This window comes from Pantoea ananatis PA13, assembly GCF_000233595.1.
Classification (GTDB): Bacteria; Pseudomonadota; Gammaproteobacteria; order Enterobacterales; family Enterobacteriaceae; genus Pantoea; species Pantoea ananatis.
In genome coordinates, this window is sequence record NC_017554.1 from 57,511 (window position 1) to 81,475 (window position 23,965).

Here is a 23,965-nt window from a genome sequence, read left to right on the forward strand (position 1 = left end):
TTACTTAGCCAATTGCCCCCAGCGCATCGTCCTGACTCTGCTTCTTCGGCAGCAGGAACAGCGTTGCCACAATATCCAGCAGGTAGATGAGCGCCAGTAAGGTAATGGCCGCCACGAAAGAAAACTTGCCTGCCAGCAGGCCGATCACCAGCGGGCCGAATCCACCGACGCCACGTCCCAGGTTAAACAACACATTTTGCGCGGTCGCGCGCACCTGCGGTGGGAAGGTATCCGAGATTAATGCACCGTATCCGCCGATCATGCCATTAACAAACAGCCCCATCAGGGCGCCCGTAAACAGCATAACGGTGGGATCGCGCAGTTGCGCATAAACCACAACCATCACGACTGCGCCGAACTGATAAAGCAGGAAAATTTTCCAACGTGCAAAGCGGTCCGCCAGCACGCCAAACAACCAGATGCCAAAAGTCATGCCGACCACGGTTACTGCCGTCCAGAGGCCGGATTTTGTCAGGCTGAAACCGAAGTTTGATGAGAGGTAGCTCGGCATCCAGATCATCAGGCCGTAATAACCAAAGTTCTGGACGGAGCAGAGAATAAAGATCCCCAGACTGGCCTTGCTGGTGGCGCGGTCTTTAACCAGCAATTTCAGTCGGGCGGGAAAAGACAGCGAGGGAACATGTTTGATCTGACGGGTAAAGCTCTCAGGTTCGCCCATGCTGCGGCGAATGATAAACGACACCAGCGCGGGCAGCAGCCCCACAAGGAACATCCCGCGCCAGCCAATAACACTCAGCAACGGCGGCGTGATAAACGCCGCCAGCAGAACCCCCAGTTGCCAGCCGATCCCGACCCACGCCGATGCGCGGTTGCGCTTCTCTGCCGGCCAGGCTTCCGCAATCAGCGCCATGCCGATACCAAACTCGCCGCCGAGCCCCATTCCAGCCAGCGTGCGGTACGCCAGCAGATCCCAGTAACCCTGAGCCACCGCGCACAGGCCGGTAAAAACGGAGAACATCAGTATCGTAATGGTTAAGACACGAATACGCCCGTAACGATCGCTGAGATGGCCAAACACGATGCCGCCAATCACGGCACCAATCAGCGTCCAGGTCACCAGCGAGCCCGCCTGTGAGGGATCAAGCGCCAGCGACAGGCTAATGGCGGGCAGCATAAATCCCAGAATCAGCAGGTCGAATCCATCCATGGCATAACCACTGACGGCAGCCAGCATCGCTTTGGCAGGCGTAACGCTCTGCTTAGAAGAGGAAGAAGAGGACATGAGTCAGCACCCGTTGGTTAAAAAACTGGCGCAAGTATAAAGAGCGATGCTGATGAGGTCTATGCAGAATAGCCGCAACCGTGCGCCTGAATAGCACACGGTTGTGCAGAATCAAGAAGGTTTATTACTGCCGTCGTCGCCGGATAAGAGCTCATCAAGCTTGTCTCCGCCGACGTGACGGAAATCCTGACCTTTGACGAAGTAGAAAATAATTTCGCAGATGTTCTGGCAGCGGTCACCAATACGCTCGATGGCGCGGGCGCAGAACAGTGCAGTTAACACGCTGGGAATCGTACGGGGATCTTCCATCATGTAAGTCATCAGCTGACGCACAATCCCTTCGTACTCTTTATCCACTTTTTTATCTTCGCGGTAGATCTGAACGGCTTCGTTAAGATCCATACGTGCAAACGCGTCCAGTACGTCATGCAGCATCTGTACGGTGTGGCGGCCCAGGGATTCCAGGCTGACCAGCAGAGGCAGATGTTGCTGACCAAACTTCTCCAGTGCGGTACGGCTGATTTTCTCGGCCACGTCGCCGATACGTTCCAGCTCGGAAATGGTCTTAATAATTGCCATAACCAGACGCAGGTCAATCGCAGTAGGCTGGCGTTTGGCAATGATGCGCACGCAAGCCTCATCAATCTCCACTTCCATCATGTTGACCTTCTGGTCGCCATCGATGACGCGCTGGGCCAGCTCACCGTCCAGGTTATGCATGGCGGTAATCGCATCGGTCAGCTGTTGCTCGACCAGCCCGCCCATAATCATCACCTGAGTGCGGATGTGCTCCAGTTCAGCGTTGAACTGACCGGAGATGTGTTTATTCAGATTTAAACTGTCCATGGCGATCTCCTGTCAAATCAGCCGTAGCGACCTGTGATGTAGTCTTCTGTTTGTTTCTGTGCCGGCTTGGTGAACAGCGTGTCGGTGTCGCTGAACTCAATCAGTTCGCCCAGATACATAAATGCCGTGTGGTCGGAACACCGTGCAGCCTGCTGCATGTTATGGGTCACGATCACAACCGTATAATCCTGCTTCAGTTCGGTAATTAATTCTTCGATACGGCCGGTGGAAATCGGATCCAGGGCTGAGCATGGCTCATCCAGCAGCAGCACTTCCGGACGGATAGCGATGCCGCGGGCAATGCATAAACGCTGCTGCTGTCCACCCGACAGGCTGTAGCCACTCTGGTGCAGCTTGTCTTTGGTTTCGTTCCACAGGGCCGCTTTGGTCAGGGCCCACTGCACGCGCTCATCCATGTCGGCACGAGACAGCTTCTCGAACAGGCGCACGCCGAAAGCGATGTTGTCATAAATCGACATTGGGAAAGGCGTTGGCTTCTGAAACACCATGCCAACGCGCGCCCGCAACAGCGCGATATCCTGATGCGACGCCAGAATATTGTCGCCATCCAGCAGAATATCACCTTCGGCACGCTGATCCGGATAGAGCGAATACATTTTGTTGAAAGTGCGCAGCAGGGTGGACTTACCACAGCCTGATGGCCCAATAAACGCCGTAACCTGGTTTTTAGCAATATCCAGATTAATGTTTTTCAGAGCGTGAAACTTGCCGTAATAGAAATTCAGGTTACGAACCTCGATTTTTCCGGCTGACGCAGTCGCAGTACTCATTGTTTTTCTCTCTTAATCGACACCGCACAGGGCAGTGTCGGTAGTTAACCGTGTTTACCCTTGGCGAAAACCACTCTTGCTACGATATTCAGCAGCAGCACGCACAGGGTAATAATCAATACGCCAGCCCAGGCCAGGCTCTGCCACTCGGCAAACGGGCTCATGGCGAATTTAAATATGGTGACCGGGAGGTTAGCCACGGGCTGCATCATGTCAGTGCTCCAGAACTGATTCGACAGCGCAGTAAACAGCAGCGGCGCGGTTTCACCGGCGATACGGGCAATCGCTAACAGGACACCGGTGATGATGCCGGAAACCGACGCCTTGAGCGTAATCGCCGAGATCATCTTCCATTTCGGCGTACCCAACGCATAGGCGGCTTCGCGCATGCTGTCGGGTACCAGTCGCAACATGTTTTCCGTGGTTCGAATCACTATCGGAACCTGCAGCAGCGCCAGCGCAATCACGCCGGCCCAGCCGGAGAAGTGGTGCATCTGCGCCACGACGATGGTGTAGACAAACAGGCCAACCACAATCGACGGAGCGGACAGCAGAATGTCATTAATAAAACGAATCACTTCTGCCAGTGCTGATTTGCGTCCGTACTCCGCCAGATAAACGCCGGCCATAATGCCCAACGGCGTACCGAAGAAGGTAGACCAGAAAATCAGTAAACCGCTTCCCGCCAGGGCATTGGCTAAGCCACCACCCGCGGTGTTTGGCGGCGGAGTGGACTCCGTAAACAGCGACCATGACAAACCATCAATGCCACGGCTTACCGTAGTAAACAGAATCCACACTAACCAGAACAGGCCAAAAGCCATGGTCAGTAACGACATCGTCAGCGCAATTTTGTTTTTGGTACTGCGCCACGACTGCATCTTACGACGTGACGCTTCCAGCTCAGCGCGAGCCTGCACTTCCATCGTTGTCATGATCGCGCTCCTTCACTTTTGGCCAGCCGCATAATCATTAACTTTGAAATCGCCAGCACGATAAAGGTAATCACAAACAGAATCAGGCCCAGTTCCATCAGGGCCGCAACGTGTACGCCTGATTCTGCTTCAGCGAATTCGTTCGCCAGCGCTGAGGTGATACTGTTGCCGGGCATAAACAGCGAGGCGCTGTCTAACTGGTAGGTATTACCGATAATAAAGGTCACGGCCATGGTTTCACCCAGTGCACGTCCCAGACCGAGCATGACACCGCCGATCACCCCATTTTTGGTGAAGGGCAGAACAATACGCCAAATCACTTCCCAGGTCGTACAGCCAATGCCGTAAGCCGACTCTTTCATCATCACCGGCGTCTGTTCGAACACGTCGCGCATTACCGAGGCAATGTAGGGGATGATCATGATGGCCAGGATAACGCCTGCGGCCAGGATACCGATACCAAATGCGGGGCCAGAAAACAGCTCGCCAATGATAGGAATGCCCGACATCACATCGCCAACCGGCGTCTGGAAGTACTGTGCGAACAGTGGCGCAAAAACAAATAAGCCCCACATGCCGTAAACAATGCTGGGGATCGCCGCTAACAGCTCAATGGCGGTCCCCAGTGGACGACGTAACCAGCCTGGTGCGAGTTCAGTAAGGAAAAGCGCAATACCGAAACTGACCGGTACCGCAATAATCAGGGCAATAATTGAGGTGACGAGCGTACCGTAAATCGGTACCAGCGCACCAAATTGTTCGTTAGGGGCGTCCCAGGTTTTGGTCCACAAAAAGGCGAAACCAAATTTCTGTATGCTCGGCCAGGAAGAGAAGATCAGGGAGACAATGATGCCGCCCATCAGTAACAAGACGATCAGCGCAGAGAGTTTTACCAGCGCACCGAAAACTCTGTCACCTTGCTTGCCTGGGGCTTTGAATGCCGACTTCGTTGCAGCCATAGAAGTCTCAGTCCTCAGAAGTTATCAGGGCGGCAGACGCCGCCCCTGAAGGCTGACCAGACTGATGTCCGGCCAGGGTCATTCACTTACTTGTAAAGCGCTTTACCTGAACTGTCTTTGATATTGGCTTTCCATGCGGCACGGATCTGCTGAACTACGCTCTCAGGCAGGGTGGCATAATCCAGGGCGTTAGCCGTTTTGCCGCCGTCTTTATAAGCCCAGTCGAAGAATTTCAGTACTTCGGCACCTTTCGCCGCATTAGCCTGGTCTTTGTAAATCAGGATAAAGGTGGTTGAGGTGATCGGCCATGCATCATTGCCTTTCTGGAAGGTCAGATCCTGGGCAAACGATTTGCTCCAGTCTGCGCCTTTTGCGGCATTAGAGAAGCTGATTTCGCTTGGCGCAACGGCCTTACCGTCTGCATCCATCAGCTTGGTGTAGGTCAGGTTATTCTGTTTGGCATACGCGTACTCAACGTAACCAATGGAGCCTGGCAGACGCTGAACGAACGCCGCAACGCCGTCGTTACCTTTACCGCCCAGACCGGTTGGCCAGTTAACGGTGTTTCCTTTACCAATTTTGCTGTTCCACTCTTCATTCACTTTCGCCAGGTAGCTGGTGAAAACGAAAGAGGTACCTGAACCATCCGCGCGGCGCACCACGTTGATGTTGGTGTCTGGCAGTTTCACGCCCGGGTTCAGTTTAACGATCGCTGGATCGTTCCACTTCTTGATATTGCCGAGATAGATATCACCTACGGTTTTTCCGTCCAGCGTCAGTTGGCCAGATTTTACGCCTGGCAGGTTAACCGCCAGCACCACACCACCGATCACGGTAGGGAACTGGAACAGCCCATTCTTCTGCAGATCTTCGTCTTTCATAGGCGCATCGGACGCACCGAAATCAACGGTTTTGGCGATAATTTGTTTTACACCGCCAGATGAACCAATGCCCTGATAGTTAATTTTGCTACCGGTGGCTTGCTGATACTCTGCTGCCCACTTGGCATAAACCGGCGCCGGGAATGTACCGCCAGCACCAGTCAGATCGGTGGCTGCAAAGGCAGAAACCGCACTAACGGCAAGAGAGGCGGCGAGGATTCGGGCTACGGTGCTACGCATCAGTGTCATGTTCCCTCCAGGGGAGAAAAGTCAGGCTAAGTGCCTTTTTAGTAAGAGTCAGTGATTGCTGCAGGAGGGAAAATAGGACAGTTTAGTGACAGAAAAATGTAGTTAATATTACAGTTATATGACAGACACAATTATTGCTAATTTTTACAAGCCCACTATTGAAAAGGACATGTTCGATGAAATTTATGAAGAAGCTTCTGGTAGGCAATATCGTCGTCCTCTGTACGCTGGCCAGCGCCCAGGCGTACGACGTACCGCAGATTCATTCGGATGAATCTTTTGCAATGACAGATAACAGAGGCACTCTGGCCACAATTGATAGTGGTGGCGCGGTCAGACAAGCTTCTGTCAATGCTGAGGATGTGAGTAAAACGAAGGAGAATGTAGAGAAATTATTAAAAACGCAAGAAAACCAGACTGATACCCTCAACCAGCTCACACAAAAGCTCAGTAAAAATGAAGATACGATCAATAACCTGCAACGCTCACTCGATGAGGCTAACCGTAAAATCAGCGATCAGCAGCGCGTAATTGAGCAAGTCAGCAGCAAAATCAAATAAATGGAACGCGTGAATCCCTGGTGGGATTCACGCGTGAGAGGCTTTACTCGACCGTGACCGATTTCGCCAGATTACGCGGCTGATCCACATCGGTGCCTTTAATCAGGGCGACATGATAGGAGAGTAGCTGGAGCGGCACGGTATAGAAGATAGGCGCAATGGCCTCTTCAACGTGCGGCAAGGGAATGATCTTCATTCCCTCGCTGTCACTGAAACCGGCATCCTGATCGGCAAACACGTACAGCAGACCGCCGCGCGCGCGCACCTCTTCGATATTCGATTTCAGCTTCTCTAACAGCTCGTTGTTCGGTGCCACCACGATGACCGGCATGTCAGCATCGATCAGTGCCAGCGGACCGTGCTTGAGTTCGCCCGCGGCATAAGCTTCCGCATGAATATACGAAATTTCCTTCAGCTTCAGCGCCCCTTCCATGGCGATCGGATATTGATCGCCACGACCCAGGAACAGCGCATGGTGCTTATCAGAGAAATCTTCAGCCAGGTTTTCAATCAGCTTATCCTGCGCCAGCATTTGCTCAATGCGGCTTGGCAACGCCTGCAGACCATGAACAATCTCATGCTCTTTTTCTGCGGACATGCCATTGAGGCGGCCGAGTTTTGCCACCAGCATCAGCAGCACGGTGAGTTGGGTGGTAAAGGCCTTTGTGGAGGCCACACCAATCTCAGTGCCCGCTTTGGTCATCAGCGCCAGATCGGATTCGCGCACCAGCGACGAACCCGCGACGTTACAAATGGCCAGCGATCCCAGATAACCCAGCTCTTTGGACAGGCGCAGCGCAGCCAGCGTATCAGCGGTTTCACCCGACTGAGAGAGGGTAATCAGCAGGCTGTTTTTACGCACAGCAGATTTGCGATAGCGGAATTCAGACGCGATTTCGACGTCGCAAGGGACGTTTGCCAGCGCCTCGAACCAGTAACGCGAAACCATACCGGAGTTATATGAGGTGCCGCAGGCAATGATCTGAACATGCTCAACCTTGCTGAGCAGGGCTTCTGCATTTGGCCCCAGTTCACTGAGATCCACTTCACCGTGGTTAAAACGCCCTGTTAAGGTGTTTTTAATCGCATTCGGTTGCTCATAGATCTCTTTCTGCATGTAGTGACGATACTGGCCTTTGTCGCCCGCATCATACTGCACGCTGGACTCGATCTCTTCACGACGGACGTTATTGCCGTTGCCATCAATGATGGTGACATCACGACGGCTAATTTCAGCGATATCGCCCTCTTCCAGATAAATGAAGCGGCGAGTGACCGGTAGCAGCGCCAGTTGGTCAGAAGCGATAAAGTTTTCACCCACACCACGGCCAATGACCAGCGGACTTCCGGAACGAGCCGCCACCAGCAGCGACGGATCGCGGCTGTCCATAATCACCATGCCATAGGCGCCGCGCAGCTGAGGGATCACGCGCTGTACAACTTCACGCAGCGAGCCGCCCTGTTTCTGTTCCAGATGGACCAGATGCGCCACCACTTCGGTATCGGTTTCTGAGGCGAAGTGATAACCCTTCGCCATCAGCGCTTCACGCAGGGGCTCATGGTTTTCAATAATGCCGTTATGGACGATAACGATGTGCTCAGAAACGTGCGGATGCGCGTTGGCTTCTGAGGGCTCGCCATGGGTTGCCCAGCGGGTGTGAGCAATGCCTGTTCCGCCAACAAGGGGCTGTTCTTCAGCGGCAGCAGCCAGCATCTGAACCTTTCCCAGACGACGCAGGCGCGTTACGTGCCCCTGCTGATCGACGACGGCAAGACCGGCTGAGTCATAACCGCGGTACTCCAGGCGGCGTAACCCTTCTAACAAAATTTCTGCGATATCACGTTGTGCTACTGCACCAACAATTCCACACATAGTTATTTCCTGACTTCATGGCTGTTCGCCATTGCGTTGTCATATGACCTGATAGTCCGGCTTTGCCGGTTCCCCGAGCCTTGTAGAGAGTGGGGATTATAGTTTTGGTACTGCAAGCGGCCCGTGTATCACGGGCCGTAAAATTATTTTTTCTTCTGCGGACGTTGCCAACCGGCTTTATGGTTCTGTTCTTTACGGTTATAGACCAGATCGGCTGCAGAGACATCTTTCATTACCGTGGTGCCCGCTGCGATAGTCGCGCCTGCCGCCACATTGACCGGCGCGACCAGCTGCGTGTCCGATCCTACAAAGACGTTATCGCCAATGATCGTTTTGAATTTATTCGCGCCATCGTAATTACAGGTGATCGTTCCCGCCCCAATATTCACATTGGCACCAATCTCGGCATCGCCCAGGTAAGAGAGGTGACCCGCTTTGGACCCTTTACCCAGTCGGGCTTTCTTCATCTCGACAAAATTACCTACGTGCGCGGCCTGAGCCAGCTCACTTCCCGGACGCAGACGCGCAAATGGCCCTACGGTACAGTCTGCAGCCAGATTTGCATCCTCGATCACCGAATAGGGGCTGATATCACAGTCATCCCCGATAACGCTGTTTTTGATGACGCAGCCAGCACCAATTTTGACCCGGTTGCCCAGCGTCACCTGGCCTTCAATGATAACGTTGGTGTCAATTTCAACATCACGGCCATGCTGCAGGGTGCCACGCAGATCGAAACGCGCAGGATCGCGGAGCATGACGCCTGCCAACAGCAGTTTTTCAGCCTGCTCGCTTTGGTAAGTCCGCTCAAGCGTGGCCAGTTGCAGGCGATTATTGACACCGTCAGTTTCGCTATTGCGGGCCGGATGCACTGCATTAATCACCCGACCTTCTTCATGCGCAAGGGCAATAATATCGGTAATGTAGAATTCGCCCTGAGCATTATTGTTATTCAACTGGGACAGCCAGCGCTTAAGATCGCCGCCATTGGCGATCAGGATACCGGTATTGATTTCGTTAATGGTCAGTTGAGAAGGCGTGGCATCTTTTTGTTCAACAATGCCTACGATGGTGTCATTCTCGCGTACGATGCGACCGTAACCGGTGGGATTATCCAGGACGACCGTTAATAAACCGATACCGCCCGCGGGTTTTGCTTCGCGCAGACGCTGTAAGGTAGCTTCAGAAATCAGCGGGACATCACCATAGAGCATCATGATGTCTTCGTCATCGGAGAAGTGAGGGGCCGCCTGCTGCATAGCGTGGCCTGTACCCAGCTGCTCTGCCTGTAGCACCCAGTTTACTGTGCTGTCGTTTAACGTTGCTTTGAGTTGGTCACCACCGTGCCCGTATACCAGGTGCACATGCTTTGCACCCAGGCCCTTTGCGGCATCAATGACGTGCTGAACCATCGGTTTTCCTGCCAGCATATGCAACACTTTCGGCAGATCGGAATACATACGGGTGCCCTTGCCAGCAGCAAGAATCACCACACTCATCGCACTGTTAGACATATCTATCCTGACTGATTGTAGACTGAAGAAAGTTAAACGATTTAGCACTGAGATTACTACATTTTTCTCGGCCCGAAATTAGCCAGCATCCTTTTGCTTTACCGTCACGCAAAAAAAATGCCAACCCAATGGGCTGGCATTTCGTGACGCACAAAGCCGGATTACATCGCTTTTTTGGTCAGCTCGATCACGCGCAGTTTCGCAATGGCTTTCGCCAGTTCCGCAGAAGCCTGAGCGTAGTCCACGTCGCCGTGGCTGCTGTTCATATGCTCTTCTGCTTTACGTTTTGCTTCCAGCGCACGCGCTTCGTCCAGATCGGTACCGCGAATCGCGGTATCGGCCAGAACGGTGGTGCTGCCAGGCTGCACTTCCAGCACGCCGCCAGAGAGGTAAATAAACTCCTCTTCGCCGTGCTGTTTCACGATACGGATCATTCCAGGCTTAATGGCAGTCAGCAACGGGGCATGGCCAGGGAAAATCCCCAGTTCACCTTCGCTACCTGACACCTGAATTTTCTGTACCAGACCAGAGAACAGTTGGCTCTCTGCGCTGACAACATCCAGGTGATAAGTCATAGCCATAATTTTCCTCCTGGGAAACCGTTATTACAGTTTCTTCGCTTTTTCGACCGCTTCTTCGATGGCGCCAACCATGTAGAAGGCCTGCTCTGGCAGGTGGTCAAATTCACCTTCCATGATGCCTTTAAAGCCACGGATGGTGTCTTTCAGCGTTACGTATTTACCTGGAGAACCGGTGAACACTTCTGCTACGAAGAACGGCTGAGACAGGAAGCGCTGAATCTTACGCGCACGTGCCACCAGCAGTTTGTCTTCTTCAGACAGCTCGTCCATACCCAGGATGGCGATGATGTCTTTCAGTTCCTGATAACGCTGCAGCAGTGACTGTACGCCACGTGCAACGTCGTAGTGCTCCTGACCCACAACCAGTGGATCCAGCTGACGGCTGGTGGAGTCCAGCGGGTCAACGGCCGGGTAGATACCCAGCGAGGCGATCTGACGGCTCAGGGTAACTGTTGAGTCTAAGTGAGCAAAGGTGGTTGCTGGTGACGGGTCAGTCAAGTCATCCGCTGGCACGTATACGGCCTGTACGGAGGTGATTGAACCTGTCTTGGTGGAGGTAATACGCTCCTGCAACACACCCATCTCTTCTGCCAGCGTTGGCTGATAACCTACCGCAGATGGCATACGACCCAGCAGCGCGGATACTTCCGTACCGGCCAGGGTATAACGGTAGATGTTGTCGATGAACAGCAGAACGTCGCGGCCTTCATCACGGAATTTCTCCGCCATGGTCAGACCGGTCAGTGCCACGCGCAGACGGTTACCCGGCGGCTCGTTCATCTGGCCATACACCAGCGCAACTTTATCGATAACGTTGGAGTCAGTCATTTCGTGGTAGAAGTCGTTACCCTCACGAGTACGCTCACCCACGCCGGCAAATACCGAGTAACCTGAGTGCTCAGCCGCAATGTTACGGATCAGCTCCATCATGTTTACGGTTTTACCTACACCCGCACCACCGAACAGACCGACTTTACCGCCCTTAGCGAACGGACACATCAGGTCGATAACCTTGATGCCGGTTTCCAGCAGTTCCTGCGAGTTAGACTGATCTTCATAAGAAGGCGCAGGGCGGTGAATAGAGGAAACCTCTACTGCGCTGCCGTCTTCTTCTGTCAGGTCGCCTTTCATGTCGATAGGCTCGCCCAGCACGTTCATGATACGGCCGAGGGTTGCTTTACCAACCGGTACCTGGATCGGTTTTTTCAGGTCGGTGACTTCCAGACCGCGCTTCAGGCCGTCAGAAGTACCCATGGCGATAGTACGAACCACGCCACCACCCAGCTGCTGCTGAACTTCCAGCACCAGACGAGCATCACCATTCTTAACCTCAAGAGCGCTGTACACTTGCGGTACTGCATCCTGAGGGAATTCGACGTCAACTACGGCGCCGATAATCTGGACAATCTTTCCAGCTGCCATCTTGAATCCTCTACCTAATTCCAAACCTGGTTAAACCGCGGAGGCTCCCGAGACGATCTCGGTAAGTTCCTGGGTGATGCTGGCCTGACGAGCTTTGTTGTAAACCAACTGCAGCTCTTTGATCAGATTTCCGCCGTTATCGGTTGCAGCTTTCATTGCCACCATACGTGCGGCCTGCTCACTGGCCAGGTTTTCCACCACACCCTGATAAACCTGCGATTCGACATAGCGACGCAGCAGCGTATCCAGCAGCGCTTTCGGATCGGGCTCGTACAGGTAATCCCAGGTCTTCGCCTTCATCTCTTCTTCACCTTCCGCTGGCGGTAACGGCAGCAGTTGGGTAATGGTCGGAGTCTGAGACATGGTGTTGTTGAACTTGTTGTTAACAATGTACAGCTTGTCGATGCGGCCTTCATCGTAGGCCTGCAACATCACTTTTACCGGGCCGATAAGATCAGACAGCGCAGGCTTATCGCCCATGCCAGTGACCTGTGCCACTACATTGCCACCAACAGCGCCGAAGAATGACACGCCTTTCGATCCCACAATGGCCAGATCGCTCTGTACGCCTTTGTCGGACCAGGCCTTCATCTCTGCCAGCAATTTTTTGAACAGGTTAACGTTCAAACCACCACAAAGCCCGCGGTCAGTCGAAACGACCAGGTAGCCGACGCGCTTAACGTCGCGCTCATCCAGGTAAGGGTGCTTGTATTCCAGATTCCCCAGTGCAAGGTGACCAATCACTTTGCGCATGGTATCTGCATACGGACGGCTGGCCGCCATGCGTTCCTGCGTTTTACGCATTTTGGAGGCGGCGACCATTTCCATCGCTTTGGTGATCTTCTGCGTATTTTTTACGCTTCCGATCTTGGTACGTATTTCTTTTGCGCCGGCCATTAGCTTCTCCTCAAAGCCTTGCGGCTTGCCCTTTCAGACAAGCCGCCAGACATTACCAGGACTGGGTTGCTTTAAACGTTTCGAGGAGGCCTTTCAGCTTCTCTTCGATATCGTTATTGAAGTTACCAGACTGGTTGATTTCAGCCATCAGCTCGGCGTGATCGCGATCTGCGAACGCCAGCAGAGCAGCTTCAAAGCTACCAATTTTTGCCAGCTCAACGTCGTTCAGATAGCCGCGTTCCGCTGCGAAAAGCACCAGACCCTGCTGCGCAACCGACATCGGCGCATACTGTTTCTGCTTCAGCAGCTCGGTCACTTTCTGACCGTGGCTCAGCTGTTTACGGGTTGCATCGTCCAGATCAGATGCAAACTGGGAGAAGGCCGCCAGTTCACGATACTGCGCCAGCGCGGTACGAATACCACCGGACAGTTTCTTGATGATCTTAGTCTGAGCAGCACCACCCACACGGGATACAGAGATACCCGGGTTAACAGCAGGACGGATACCGGAGTTGAACAGGTTAGATTCCAGGAAGATCTGACCATCAGTAATCGAGATTACGTTGGTCGGAACGAACGCAGAAACGTCACCCGCCTGAGTTTCGATGATTGGCAGCGCGGTCAAAGAACCGGTCTGGCCTTTCACTTCACCATTGGTGAAGCGCTCAACGTAGTCAGCGCTCACGCGTGATGCACGCTCCAGCAGACGAGAGTGGAGATAGAACACGTCGCCTGGGAATGCTTCACGGCCTGGTGGACGGCGCAGCAGCAGAGAAATCTGACGGTAAGCAACAGCCTGCTTAGACAGGTCATCGTAAACGATCAGCGCATCTTCACCGCGGTCACGGAAGTATTCGCCCATGGCGCAACCTGCATACGGAGCCAGATACTGCAGTGCAGCAGACTCAGACGCAGAGGCAACAACAACGATGGTGTTAGCCAGCGCGCCGTGCTCTTCCAGTTTACGTACCACGTTAGAAATGGTTGACGCTTTCTGACCAATCGCAACGTAGACACACTTGATGCCTGAATCGCGCTGGTTGATGATGGCGTCGATAGCCATTGCGGTTTTACCGGTCTGACGGTCACCTATGATCAGCTCACGCTGGCCACGGCCGATTGGAATCATCGCATCGACAGATTTGTAACCGGTCTGAACAGGCTGGTCTACGGACTGACGGTCGATAACACCTGGTGCAATCACTTCGACTGGCGAGAAGCCGTCGTTGTCGATCGCGCCTTTACCGTCGATAGGTGCACCCAGGGTGTTCACCACGCGGCCCAGCAGGCCACGGCCAACCGGTACTTCAAGAATACGGCCAGTACACTTGACCTTCATGCCTTCGGCCAGGTCAGCATACGGACCCATCACCACCGCACCTACAGAGTCACGCTCGAGGTTCAGGGCGATAGCGTAACGGTTTCCCGGCAGGGAAATCATCTCACCCTGCATAACATCGGCCAGGCCGTGTACGCGGATGATACCGTCACTTACAGAAACAATAGTACCTTCGTTGTGAGCTTCACTCACGACATTGAACTGAGCAATGCGCTGCTTGATCAGTTCGCTGATTTCGGTGGAATTCAGTTGCATATGCTCCAGTCCCCTTAAGACTGCAAGACGTCAGCCAGACGGTCAAGACGGCCGCGTACGCTGCCATCAATAACCAGATCACCCGAACGGATGATCACGCCTGCCATCACAGACTTATCAATTTTGCAATTCAGCTTAACTTTGCGTGACAGACGTTTTTCCATCGCGGCGCTGATTTTAGTCAGCTGGTCGTCACTCAGCGTGCTGGCAGAAATAACATCCACTTCGGCAGTCGCTTCATAAGCGTCTCGCAGTTGAATGAATTGCGCCAGTACAGCCGGAAGCGCTGTCAAACGTCCGTTTTCCGCCATCACCTTAATCAGGTTCTGTGCGGGTTCATCCAGTTGATCACCACAGACTGCATTAAACGAGGCAGCCAGCGCTTCGGGTGCTAATGCACCTGAAAGCAGGTCGGCCATCTGTTCATTGGCAGCCACTTCTGCGGCAAACGCCAGCATCTTTTGCCAGCGTTCAATACTTTGATGCTCAACAGCAAAGTCAAAAGCTGCTTTGGCGTAGGGGCGAGCTACAGTAATCAGATCAGACATCAGCCCCTCCCTCCTTACAGTTCAGCGACCAGTTTATCAACGATGTCGCTGTTAGCAGCTTCATCCACGGAACGTTCGATGATCTTCTCGGCGCCAGCCATTGCCAGCAACGCGACTTGCTTACGCAGTTCTTCACGTGCACGCTTGCGTTCGGCGTCAATTTCAGCCTGCGCTTGTGCAACAATGCGAGTACGTTCGTTATCAGCTTCAGTCTTGGCTTCGTCCAGAATCTGCGTGCGACGCTTGTTCGCCTGCTCGATAATGACCTGAGCTTCCTCTTTCGCTTTTTTCAGCTGGTCGGTCGCATTAGCCTGCGCGAGATCCAAATCTTTCTTCGCGCGTTCAGCAGAAGCAAGGCCTTCAGCAATTTCTTTCTGGCGCTTTTCGATGGCAGCCATAATCGGTGGCCATACGTACTTCATGCAGAACGCGACAAACAGGATGAACGCGATGGCCTGGCCGAGGATTGTTGCATTAATGTTCACAGCACAATGCCTCTAATTAAGTATTTAACTTTTCTGCCGCTATCAACGATAAACGGCAGAATCCGTTCACTCTCGCACCAGGTACGGAGTGAACACAGGGGCTTTAGGCGACAGCAAACATCACGTAGAGGCCCAGACCAACAGCGATCATTGGGATTGCATCCACCAGACCCATTACAACAAAGAACTGCGTACGCAGCAGAGGAATCAGGTCAGGCTGACGAGCAGCGCCTTCCAGGAATTTTCCTCCGAGGATGCCGATACCGATCGCAGCACCGATTGCCGCCAGGCCCATCATCACAGCGGCAGCCATGTACAGCAGATCCATATTCAGGTTTTCCATGACAGTCTCCAGTTTGTTTCAGTTAAACGCGTATTGTTGAGAAAAAAATCAATGTTCTTCAGATGCCATCGACAGATAGACAATCGTGAGGACCATGAAGATGAAAGCCTGTAGCGAAATGATCAGGATGTGGAAAATGGCCCAAGGCACATTCAGAATCCACTGTGACCACCACGGCAACAGACCGGCAATAAGGATAAAGATCAGTTCACCCGCATACATGTTACCGAACAGTCGCAGACCGAGTGAAACCGGTTTGGACAGCAGGCTAACACCTTCCAGAATAAGGTTGATGGGGATAAAGATCGGGTGATTAAAAGGCTGCAGCGTCAGCTCTTTCGTGAAGCCGCCAATGCCTTTCATTTTGATGCTGTAGAACAGAATCAAAATAAATACGCCCAACGCCATGGATAGCGTGATGTTCACGTCTGCAGAAGGTACCACGCGCAGCGCCGGTAACCCCAACCAGTGCTCACCAATATAGGGCAGCAAATCGATTGGCAGCAGATCCATGAAGTTCATCAAGAAGACCCAGACAAAAATCGTCAGAGCCAGCGGGGCGATAAGTTTGCTCTTACCGTGATACATGTCGCGCACGTTGCTATCAACGAAACCGACAACCAGTTCGATAGCCGCCTGCATTTTCCCTGGCACACCGCTGGTGACGCTTTTCGCCACGCTACGGAACAACACCAGGAAGATAACTCCCAGCACCAGAGAGAAAAACATGGAATCGATATTTAATACCCAGAACGTCGCGGGAGCGTCGTGAGCATTCACTAACTCGAAGGTACGCAGGTCCAACTGAAGATGAGTCAGGTGGTGACCAATGTACTCTTGCGGAGTAGAGATTTCTCCTGCAGCCATGATGCCTCTTACCCTTTGTTGTTAATTACCGCCGGTGCCAACATCTGAACGACCAGCACCGATAACCAGGTGATCCCGACCGGCCAGAAGACCGCATCGAATACACCCAACGCCACAATGAGCAAAATAATGGTCGCGAACACTTTGGCTATTTCCCCCAAAGCGAAGCTCCACGCGACGCGCCCCGAAGCCGGAGTTTGCCCTTGCAGGCGCCAGGCTATAAACAAGAACAACACGTTTGGCAGCCAGGCTGCCATTCCGCCAGCAAGAGCAGAGCCGCCCCAGGTGACATCTTTCAGGGCAAAGAGTGCACCGACGATGACGATGGTCACTAGCTGAATCACCAGCACCGTTCGGGCGTATTTCACACTGTAAAGAGACACTGACATGACGCTGATACTCTCCTGCCCCTTTAGGGGTATGTCGCGTGTCGTATAAGACTGCCTTTGTGCATTTGAGTCAAGTAGCAAAAGCCGTGCAAATTATACGGGCCGTACCTGTGATTTCAATCGTTAAGTAACGAAAAGGTGAACAATTATCTAAATTTCTTTCCGAATGACTATTTTTCAAAAGATACTGAGCAGCCCGTTTCGGATAAAGCCGTAAAAAGTTCCGCAGCAACTCAGTTTTAAAGCGTGCTTTAGATCACATAATAAGCATTCGCACCGCGTTATGTTTTATTAAGACCCAATTATCCGAACGCAAAATAAGGGATAAAAAACCTTATTATCAATCAGTTAAAAAGCAATATACCGTAACGTTTTTTTGTTCTCGATGAAAATGGTCTATTGACATCGAAGTCTCCTTCAGAATCGTAAAAAGCCTATTACTCTTGCCGAAAGGCGGGTGGCCTTAAATATGATTAATCGCGGTGCGCACCGGTAAAACGCCAAAAACTCGTGATTATTTTGATAAAACTTTGTGAAATAAAAGTTAAATGTGAAAAAGTTTTTCAGATAATTTCCGCGTCAGGATTTAACAACGTGAGCCGGAAAAGCAGAGTAGATGACCCAAAGACCATCGCATCTTTGGTTACATGGCACCGCGCGTTGATACGCTTTACGGTGCCTGAATGCGCTATGGCGTACTGTTCCTGGCAACGATAACCAGATGACGTTCGCCTTCCAGTTGGGGAACATGAAGTGAAATCACCTTGTCCAGCGCATAGCCCGCAGGCAGGCTGGCGATTTCCTCATCCGGCCGCACGCCTTTAAGCGCATAAAAACGGCCATTTTCCGCGGGTAAGTGATGACACCAGCTCACCATATCCTCCAGCGACGCAAAGGCGCGGCTGATCACCCCATCAAATGGCGGTTCGGAAGGAAAGGCTTCGACCCTGCTCTGGACCGGCTCGATATTTGTAAGTCTCAGTTCATGCTGCACCTGCCGTAAAAAACGTACGCGTTTACCCAAGCTGTCCAGCAAAGTGAAATGTGCCTCCGGCATCACAATGGCCAGCGGAATGCCAGGTAAACCGGGCCCGGTGCCGACATCAATAAAACGTGAACCCTGAAGATGTGGCGCCACCACGATGCTGTCAAGGATATGGCGAACCAGCATCTGCTGAGGATCGCGCACCGAAGTCAGGTTATAAGCTTTATTCCATTTATCCAGTAGCCCTACATAGGCCACCAGTTGCTGTTTTTGTTGATCGGAAAGGGAAATTTTGGCCGCTTGCAGCAGCGAAGTGAGTTTGTTGATCACAGCATCAGTCCAGTCAGCGGGGGCGGAAAATCCCGCCCCGGTTCAGATCAGGCGCTTTTGCGCAGCAGACCTTGTTTTTTCAGGTAAATCAGTAAAATTGAGATGGCCGCAGGCGTGACGCCTGAGATGCGTGATGCCTGGCCGATTGAAACCGGTTTATGATCGTTAAGCTTGGCGATAACTTCATTAGAAAGGCCACTGACCTGACGATAATCAAGCGTGGCTGGCAGCAGCGTATTCTCATTACGCAACTGACGATCGATCTCTTCCTGCTGACGCGCAATATAGCCTTCGTATTTTACCTGGATCTCAACCTGTTCAGCAGCCTGTTCATCCGCCAAAGCCGGGCCAAAAGCATCAAGTGCCATCAGCTTCAGATAGGTCATTTCAGGGCGGCGTAACAGATCTTCAGCACTGGCTTCCTTCGTTAATGGAGAGCTGGTGATGGTATTCACCGCCTCAACATGTTCGGACTTAGGGTGCACCCAGATATCGCGCAGTCGCTGGCGTTCCTGCTCGATCGCTTCAAGCTTCTGGTTGAAGCGCGCCCAGCGCGCATCATCCACCAGGCCGAGTTCACGCCCGGTTTCCGTTAAACGTAAATCTGCATTGTCTTCACGCAGCATCAGGCGATATTCGGCACGTGAGGTAAACATGCGGTAAGGTTCTTTAGTGCCGAGAGTGCAAAGATCGTCGACCAGTACCCCGAGGTAAGCCTGATCGCGACGCGGTGCCCAGCCCTCTTTGTCAGCAGACTGACGCGCGGCGTTAAGCCCCGCCAGCAATCCCTGTGCTGCCGCTTCTTCGTAGCCTGTGGTGCCGTTAATCTGCCCGGCAAAAAACAGGCCGTCGATAAATTTGCTTTCCAGCGTGAGTTTTAAATCGCGTGGATCAAAGAAGTCATACTCAATGGCATAACCCGGGCGCACGATCTTCGCATTTTCCATGCCCTGCATTGAACGAACGATCTGCATCTGTACGTCGAATGGCAGGCTGGTTGAGATACCGTTGGGGTAGATCTCATTGCTGGTCAGTCCTTCAGGCTCAAGGAAGATCTGATGCGAGTTGCGATCGGCGAAGCGCATGACTTTGTCTTCGATCGACGGACAATAACGTGGCCCGATCCCTTCGATGATCCCGGCATACATGGGGCTACGATCGAGGTTATTACGGATCACATCATGTGTTTTTTCATTGGTATAGGTCATCCAGCACGGCACCTGCTGTGGGTGCTGTCCGGCATTGCCCATGAAAGAGAACACCGGCATCGGGTTATCGCCATGCTGCGGGGCAAGTACGCTAAAATCGATGCTGCGTGCATCAATGCGTGGCGGTGTACCGGTTTTCAGGCGGTCAACGCGCAGTGGCAAAGCACGCAGGCGTTTTGCCAGAGGGATCGACGGCGGATCGCCTGCACGACCTCCGCTGTAGTTATCCAGCCCGATATGAATTTTTCCGTCGAGGAAGGTACCCACGGTAAGCACGACCGTTTTGGCACGGAATTTCAGGCCCATTTGGGTTACCGCACCGACAACGCGATCGTTCTCGACGATAAGATCGTCAACGGCCTGCTGGAAGATCATCAGGTTTGGCTGGTTCTCCAGCGCAGTACGTACCGCCTGACGATAGAGTACGCGGTCCGCCTGAGCACGGGTCGCCCTTACGGCAGGGCCTTTACTTGCGTTTAGTATCCTAAACTGAATACCCGCCCGATCGATTGCACCGGCCATCAAACCGCCTAAGGCATCCACTTCCTTTACCAAATGTCCCTTACCGATGCCACCGATGGCCGGGTTGCAGGACATTTGTCCCAGCGTATCGATGTTATGGGTCAGTAACAGGGTTTGCTGACCCATTCGGGCTGCTGCCATAGCAGCTTCCGTGCCCGCATGACCACCACCAATAACGATGACGTCAAAAGGATCTTGATAAAACATGAAGTGGTACCTCGTTGATGAATAGTCAGAGATCGTTCTCTCTGGGCCGTGGATTCTACTGAAATTATGGCTGAGGTGAAAGCAGCGGGATCGACAGGTATTAAAAGAAAAGATCTTAATTCTTTGTATGATCTTTCTGTTAGATCTCTTATTAGGATCGCCATCTCTTGTGGATATCTGCGAAAAGCACAGGATAAACAAGTGAGTAGAGAGGATCGTTACCTGTTAATGATCGGTGATCCTGATCCGTATAAGCTGGGATCAAAAGAGGACTTTATCCACAGCTCATAAAGTAAACTCCAGTTGTTCTTTGGATAACTACCGGTTATACGCAACTAAACAGGGTAGTTATCCACAAAATAAAAGACCAGATCCGGGGAAAAACAGTATCTTCTGCTGGGGATCGTCGTGATTTCCCGATCCCTGACCGGCTCAGATCGCGTCTTTCCAGGTCATCACCCACTCTTCAGCCGGATCTTCGGGGATCTCATGTTGCAGAATATCAATTTCCAGTCTTTCGCTGATGCGCTGTGCGCCACAGGTAATTAACAGAGCGTCAAGATTGCGTATCGCACCACAAAACAGATCGTATTCATGGTTGCCGATGCCGACTGCGCCAAAACGCACGGCTGACAGATCGGGACGGCTTTCCTCAATGGCGTCATAAAAAGGTTGCAGATTATCAGGCAACTCTCCGGCTCCGTGGGTAGAACTCACGACCAGCCAGATCCCCTGCAGGGGCACATCATGAAGCTCAGGACCATGTAGCATCTGCGTTGAGAAGCCCGCTTCCTGCAGTTTTTCTTCGAGATGTTCAGCAACATATTCGGCGCTGCCTAAGGTGCTGCCACTGATTAACGTAATGTCGGCCATCGTGCTCTCCTGAGATCAAGGTGAGCATTGTACGCTGTGATCAAGCGGTGATCCACCTGTGGAAAACAAGGTTATTAGTTTTGACAAGGGCGATACAGCCGTTGTCAGGCGGCCGATCGTTAAAGGATAAAATTGTGCACAAGCGGGTGGAAAGATCAGGGCTTGATGGTTCGCATGATGGGGTTCTGCAGGGAGATCAGGGTTTCTGTTGACTGGATTTCATCAATTGTCTGGATCTTGTTAATTAATACCTGCTGGAGAGCATCGATAGATCGACACATGACTTTAATAAAAATACTGTAATGCCCGGTGGTATACCAGGCTTCAACGACTTCATCCAGCGCGTCCAGTTTACTCAGCGCCGCCGGGTAATCACGGGCGCTTTTGAGAATAATGCCGATAAAACAACAGACATCAAAGCCCAACTGGCGGGGATCGATCTCAACCCGCGTTCCCAGAATAATGCCTGCCTGCTTCATTTTTTCGACACGGACATGAATGGTTCCCGGGCTGACGTTGAACTGTTTTGCCAGTTCGGCATACGCGGTGCGTGCATTTTCCAGTAGTGCATTCAGGATCCCCCGGTCAAGGTTATCCAGTTGCAGATGTTCGGGCATGATCGTCCTCGTTATCGTTTTTCTTCAATGAACTGAGGAGAATGTGCAGCAAAATAACGTAACTGGCAACACACCGGCAGCGGCATAAGCCGCTGCCGGTTGCCTTAACGTTTACGCCACAGAGTGACCTGCGCGAGCGTATGCTGGAATTTACGCGCCGTTTCACGGATGACGAATGGCATATCCTGTGGTGAACCTATTTGCTCAAAGTCGGCGGCCAGCAACCGTTGCAGTGCCTGCAGGGTGGTCAGGGCTTCTCCATTTTCACGTACGCCGCCCAGCCAGTTTTCCTTCGGGGTAAAGGCTTCAAGCCACGTGTAAGGTGACGACAGCACTAAGATCCCACCAGAACGCAACATGGGCGTGACGTCCTGAAGAAAACGTGCCGGCTGACGCAGGCGATCGATCAGGTTCGAGGCCAGGACCAGATCGTAACGTGCTGGCTGAGGTTTCATGTTACAGGCATCGCCCTGAACAAACTGAATGCGCTTCGCCTGCTCACTGGTGATAGCAAAGTCCTTAAGTCGTACCTGACGGTATTCCACCAGAGCGCCTTCTTCAGGCACCACGTAGCGGAAATCTTCGCCAGTGGTGAGCTGGAGCGCCACATCAATAAAACGGGCCGAATAATCCATGCCGGTGACATGCTCAAAGTGGCGGGCCAGTTCGAAGCTTGCCCGGCCCGTGGCGCAGCCAATATCCAGCGCCTCTCCCCGATTCTGGCTGTGCGACAGCGCCAGTTTGACCAGGGCTTCTGCATAGTTATCGACGCCGAAATAGCGAGGCCCATACTGGAAATCGAGGTACTGAGAAACCATGCTGTCGGTTTCATAGGGGTTTAAGGCCATGGTTTCCTGGTGGGAAGAAATCACATAGCGAAAACCCGCATGCTGGAAAAAGTGACGGCGGAAGGCATAACGCGATGATTTGATCGCCTCATTGCCGGTGGAAATCCAGCTTCCACCTTTTATAAGTGAGTGCTTACCGTCAAAAGTGGGCGTTGAGAAATCGTCATAGAGCGGATGGACTTTAAAGCCTTCAAAGCCATTGGTTGGGGTGGTTGTCCATTGCCAGACGTTGCCCACGATGTCGTAGAACTCGCCCTGCGGGAACCGATCGACCGGGCAGGAAGAGGCCCAGTAAGCCAGATTAATATTGCCTGGCGCCTGCTGCCAGTCTGGCTGATCGCCTTCGACCTGTTCGCGCAGTTGATACCATTCCGCCTCACAGGGTAGCTGGACTGACTTACCGGTTTCTTCCGCTTTCCAGCGACAGAAGGCCGCGGCCTCCAACTGATTGACCTCAGCAGGCCAGTCCCACGGCATGGGTACCTCTTCACACATCAGTCGGAGTTTCAGCTGATCGGGCATCGCAGCGTTACCCACCCAGAAGGTGGGCATTTCTGCCTGTGCAAACTGGCGCCAGCCCAGGCCTTCTTCATCCCACCAGCGGGATTCCTGATAGCCACCAGCCTGCACAAATTCATAAAACTCTGCGTTACTGACCAGCATTTTGCTGGCCTTGAAAGGCTTTAGCTCAACCTGCTGAGTACCGTACTCGTTGTCCCAGCCATAGGTATCATCGGTTTTACCAAGCGTGATGTGGCCACCGGGCAGGGAGACCAGTGCGTTGGTGGGCACCAACTGACGATCGCGGCGCGCTTCCGCGCAGGCTGGCCACTGCGGTTGAGGTTTCACCCATTCGACCGGCAGCTGACGGATCAGCACGCTGGAGGTTTCCAGGTGAATTCGCTCATGCTCAATCCCCATCAGGATCACCCAGGCCGGGCTGTCCCATGTGATGGGCAGTTCAAGCGGCATCTCCTGAATAAATTGTGTCACTAAGGCTTTTACGCTACCGCGATAGTCGCGAACGGCTTCTACAGAAGGCCAGTCGTAGTGGTTGTCGTTGAGATCATCCCAGCTCATTTCGTCCACGCCAATAGCCAGCATGGCTTCGATGCGATCGTCAATGCGGTCATCGATGTAACGTCCAGCCATTAACTTGTTAATGTAGAACGTGGCGGTGTGGCCAAAGTAGAAGATCAGCGGATGGCGCAGGGGAATCGCTTTCGTAAACCATGCGCGCTGATCGTTGAGGCAGGTAAAGAGATCTTCGTACAGCGCCCATGTCTGACTAAAGTAAGCCAGCAGCTCGGCACGTTTTTGTTCGACATTTTGGCCAGAGAGCATCAGCGTCCGGGTTGGCGCAGGTAAATCGCGATGGGGTTGAACGGTGTTCACAGG

Annotated in this window: 23 protein-coding genes; 1 reads left to right on the forward strand and 22 read right to left on the reverse strand. The window is 52.8% G+C overall.

Going from position 1 to position 23,965, the window contains the following annotated elements; translation table 11 throughout:
• Positions 1-4: 4 nt before the first annotated feature.
• The 6 genes from PAGR_RS00260 to pstS all read right to left on the reverse strand — a co-directional run bounded on the left by PAGR_RS00260 (position 5) and on the right by pstS (position 5,904).
• Complete coding sequence (locus PAGR_RS00260) at positions 5-1,243, reverse strand: MFS transporter (RefSeq protein ID WP_013023945.1); 1,239 nt, start codon at positions 1,241-1,243, stop codon at positions 5-7.
• 111 nt (positions 1,244-1,354) lie between these two features.
• Positions 1,355-2,089 carry a phosphate signaling complex protein PhoU gene (gene phoU, locus PAGR_RS00265; protein WP_013023944.1) on the reverse strand — a complete coding sequence of 245 codons (735 nt, stop codon included), beginning with the start codon at positions 2,087-2,089 and terminating at the stop codon, positions 1,355-1,357.
• Between the two features lie 17 nt (positions 2,090-2,106).
• Entirely contained in the window at positions 2,107-2,880 is a 774-nt protein-coding gene (gene pstB / locus PAGR_RS00270; RefSeq protein ID WP_013023943.1) for a phosphate ABC transporter ATP-binding protein PstB, read from the reverse strand.
• A 44-nt stretch (positions 2,881-2,924) separates the two neighbouring features.
• Positions 2,925-3,815 carry a phosphate ABC transporter permease PstA gene (pstA, locus tag PAGR_RS00275; RefSeq protein WP_013023942.1) on the reverse strand — a complete coding sequence of 297 codons (891 nt, stop codon included), beginning with the start codon at positions 3,813-3,815 and terminating at the stop codon, positions 2,925-2,927.
• Entirely contained in the window at positions 3,812-4,774 is a 963-nt protein-coding gene (gene pstC, locus PAGR_RS00280; protein ID WP_013023941.1) for a phosphate ABC transporter permease PstC, read from the reverse strand. The genes pstA and pstC overlap by 4 nt, the downstream gene beginning before the upstream one ends.
• An 86-nt stretch (positions 4,775-4,860) precedes the next feature.
• Entirely contained in the window at positions 4,861-5,904 is a 1,044-nt protein-coding gene (gene pstS / locus PAGR_RS00285; protein ID WP_014332963.1) for a phosphate ABC transporter substrate-binding protein PstS, read from the reverse strand.
• Positions 5,905-6,080: 176 nt separating this feature from the next.
• On the opposite strand from pstS, the gene PAGR_RS00290 reads away from it, so the two are divergent.
• Entirely contained in the window at positions 6,081-6,464 is a 384-nt protein-coding gene (locus tag PAGR_RS00290; RefSeq protein WP_014332964.1) for a DUF4349 domain-containing protein, read from the forward strand.
• 43 nt (positions 6,465-6,507) lie between these two features.
• On the opposite strand, the gene glmS is transcribed toward PAGR_RS00290, so the two are convergent.
• The 16 genes from glmS to ovoA all read right to left on the reverse strand — a co-directional run bounded on the left by glmS (position 6,508) and on the right by ovoA (position 23,962).
• Positions 6,508-8,337, reverse strand: coding sequence for a glutamine--fructose-6-phosphate transaminase (isomerizing) (gene glmS, locus PAGR_RS00295; RefSeq protein WP_013023938.1), 1,830 nt, complete (start codon positions 8,335-8,337; stop codon positions 6,508-6,510).
• A gap of 143 nt (positions 8,338-8,480) precedes the next feature.
• Entirely contained in the window at positions 8,481-9,851 is a 1,371-nt protein-coding gene (gene glmU / locus PAGR_RS00300) for a bifunctional UDP-N-acetylglucosamine diphosphorylase/glucosamine-1-phosphate N-acetyltransferase GlmU (protein WP_014604723.1), read from the reverse strand.
• A 161-nt stretch (positions 9,852-10,012) separates the two neighbouring features.
• Complete coding sequence (locus tag PAGR_RS00305; protein ID WP_013023936.1) at positions 10,013-10,432, reverse strand: F0F1 ATP synthase subunit epsilon; 420 nt, start codon at positions 10,430-10,432, stop codon at positions 10,013-10,015.
• A gap of 24 nt (positions 10,433-10,456) precedes the next feature.
• A complete protein-coding gene (gene atpD, locus PAGR_RS00310; RefSeq protein ID WP_014332967.1) occupies positions 10,457-11,854 on the reverse strand; it encodes a F0F1 ATP synthase subunit beta in 1,398 nt (465 codons plus the stop codon).
• Positions 11,855-11,884: 30 nt separating this feature from the next.
• Entirely contained in the window at positions 11,885-12,751 is an 867-nt protein-coding gene (atpG, locus tag PAGR_RS00315; protein ID WP_006121201.1) for a F0F1 ATP synthase subunit gamma, read from the reverse strand.
• 52 nt (positions 12,752-12,803) lie between these two features.
• The gene (gene atpA / locus PAGR_RS00320; RefSeq protein WP_013023934.1) at positions 12,804-14,345 is read right to left on the reverse strand and encodes a F0F1 ATP synthase subunit alpha; all 1,542 of its coding nucleotides are present in this window, start codon (positions 14,343-14,345) and stop codon (positions 12,804-12,806) included.
• Between the two features lie 14 nt (positions 14,346-14,359).
• Complete coding sequence (atpH, locus tag PAGR_RS00325) at positions 14,360-14,893, reverse strand: F0F1 ATP synthase subunit delta (protein ID WP_006121199.1); 534 nt, start codon at positions 14,891-14,893, stop codon at positions 14,360-14,362.
• A gap of 14 nt (positions 14,894-14,907) precedes the next feature.
• Positions 14,908-15,378 carry a F0F1 ATP synthase subunit B gene (gene atpF / locus PAGR_RS00330; protein WP_013023933.1) on the reverse strand — a complete coding sequence of 157 codons (471 nt, stop codon included), beginning with the start codon at positions 15,376-15,378 and terminating at the stop codon, positions 14,908-14,910.
• A 103-nt stretch (positions 15,379-15,481) separates the two neighbouring features.
• A complete protein-coding gene (atpE, locus tag PAGR_RS00335) occupies positions 15,482-15,721 on the reverse strand; it encodes a F0F1 ATP synthase subunit C (protein ID WP_003849523.1) in 240 nt (79 codons plus the stop codon).
• A gap of 48 nt (positions 15,722-15,769) precedes the next feature.
• Positions 15,770-16,588, reverse strand: coding sequence for a F0F1 ATP synthase subunit A (gene atpB / locus PAGR_RS00340; RefSeq protein ID WP_013023932.1), 819 nt, complete (start codon positions 16,586-16,588; stop codon positions 15,770-15,772).
• A gap of 8 nt (positions 16,589-16,596) precedes the next feature.
• On the reverse strand, positions 16,597-16,977 hold the full coding sequence (gene atpI / locus PAGR_RS00345) for a F0F1 ATP synthase subunit I (protein WP_014332968.1): 381 nt from the start codon (positions 16,975-16,977) through the stop codon (positions 16,597-16,599).
• Between the two features lie 688 nt (positions 16,978-17,665).
• Entirely contained in the window at positions 17,666-18,292 is a 627-nt protein-coding gene (gene rsmG, locus PAGR_RS00350) for a 16S rRNA (guanine(527)-N(7))-methyltransferase RsmG (protein ID WP_014604724.1), read from the reverse strand.
• A 47-nt stretch (positions 18,293-18,339) separates the two neighbouring features.
• Complete coding sequence (mnmG, locus tag PAGR_RS00355) at positions 18,340-20,229, reverse strand: tRNA uridine-5-carboxymethylaminomethyl(34) synthesis enzyme MnmG (protein WP_014332971.1); 1,890 nt, start codon at positions 20,227-20,229, stop codon at positions 18,340-18,342.
• Between the two features lie 432 nt (positions 20,230-20,661).
• On the reverse strand, positions 20,662-21,102 hold the full coding sequence (mioC, locus tag PAGR_RS00360; protein ID WP_014604725.1) for an FMN-binding protein MioC: 441 nt from the start codon (positions 21,100-21,102) through the stop codon (positions 20,662-20,664).
• Between the two features lie 155 nt (positions 21,103-21,257).
• Positions 21,258-21,719, reverse strand: a complete 462-nt coding sequence (gene asnC / locus PAGR_RS00365; RefSeq protein WP_013023927.1) for a transcriptional regulator AsnC — start codon at positions 21,717-21,719, stop codon at positions 21,258-21,260.
• Positions 21,720-21,823: 104 nt separating this feature from the next.
• A complete protein-coding gene (ovoA, locus tag PAGR_RS00370; RefSeq protein ID WP_014604726.1) occupies positions 21,824-23,962 on the reverse strand; it encodes a 5-histidylcysteine sulfoxide synthase in 2,139 nt (712 codons plus the stop codon).
• Positions 23,963-23,965 lie beyond the last annotated feature (3 nt).